This window comes from Romboutsia weinsteinii (assembly GCF_002250835.2).
GTDB lineage: Bacteria > Bacillota > Clostridia > Peptostreptococcales > Peptostreptococcaceae > Romboutsia_A > Romboutsia_A weinsteinii.
Genome location: NZ_NOJY02000152.1, coordinates 1 through 778 on the forward strand (window position 1 = coordinate 1; position 778 = coordinate 778).

The 778-nt window shown below is 45.1% G+C and carries 4 tRNA genes and 1 rRNA gene; all 5 read left to right on the forward strand.

Annotated features, from left to right (window positions below):
- The first annotated feature begins 243 nt into the window (after window positions 1-243).
- The 5 genes from rrf (at window position 244) to CHL78_RS20355 (ending at window position 711) form a co-directional block, all read left to right on the forward strand.
- Window positions 244-360, forward strand: a 5S ribosomal RNA gene (gene rrf, locus CHL78_RS20335).
- 5 nt (window positions 361-365) lie between these two features.
- Window positions 366-454: transfer RNA gene (locus CHL78_RS20340), tRNA-Leu, on the forward strand.
- A 15-nt stretch (window positions 455-469) separates the two neighbouring features.
- A tRNA-Met gene (locus CHL78_RS20345) sits at window positions 470-545 on the forward strand.
- A gap of 8 nt (window positions 546-553) precedes the next feature.
- Window positions 554-628 (forward strand) — tRNA-Glu (locus CHL78_RS20350).
- Between the two features lie 9 nt (window positions 629-637).
- Window positions 638-711 (forward strand) — tRNA-Gly (locus CHL78_RS20355).
- Window positions 712-778: the final 67 nt, after the last annotated feature.

Genomic DNA, 778 nt, shown 5'->3' on the forward strand with positions numbered 1-778 from the left:
AAGTGCAGTAATGTATGTAGCTTATCGATACTAATAGGTCGAGGACTTGACCAATATATATATTTGAGCAACGGGATAAATATGAATGAATATGAATATTTAGACGTTGGCGAAATGAATGTCATGAATTTTAAATGTTTGCAGTTTTTAGAGTATTAACTCTAAAAAAATAAAAAAAGTATTGACTTTATATGATATAAATGTTAATATAATACTTGTCCTGAAGAAGGACAACAACACTAATCTAGTTATAATAGCAAAGAGGATACACCTGTTCCCATTCCGAACACAGAAGTTAAGCTCTTTAGCGGCGATGGTACTTGGTGGGCAACTGCCTGGGAGAGTAGCACATAGCTAGGTGAAGTGCCGAAGTGGCGGAACTGGCAGACGCACAGGACTTAAAATCCTGCGGGACTTACCTCTCGTACCGGTTCGATTCCGGTCTTCGGCACCATTTTTAAATTACTATCGCGGGGTGGAGCAGTTGGCAGCTCGTTGGGCTCATAACCCAAAGGTCGCAGGTTCGAGTCCTGCCTCCGCAACCATTAAAAATGGCCCATTGGTCAAGCGGTCAAGACACCGCCCTTTCACGGCGGTAACAGGGGTTCGATTCCCCTATGGGTCACCAATTAAATACGCGGGTGTAGCTCAATGGTAGAGTTCCGGCCTTCCAAGCCGGCTGTGAGGGTTCGATCCCCTTCACCCGCTCCAGATTAAACTTATGGGACTATAGCTCAGCTGGGAGAGCACCTGCCTTACAAGCAGGGGGTCACAGGTT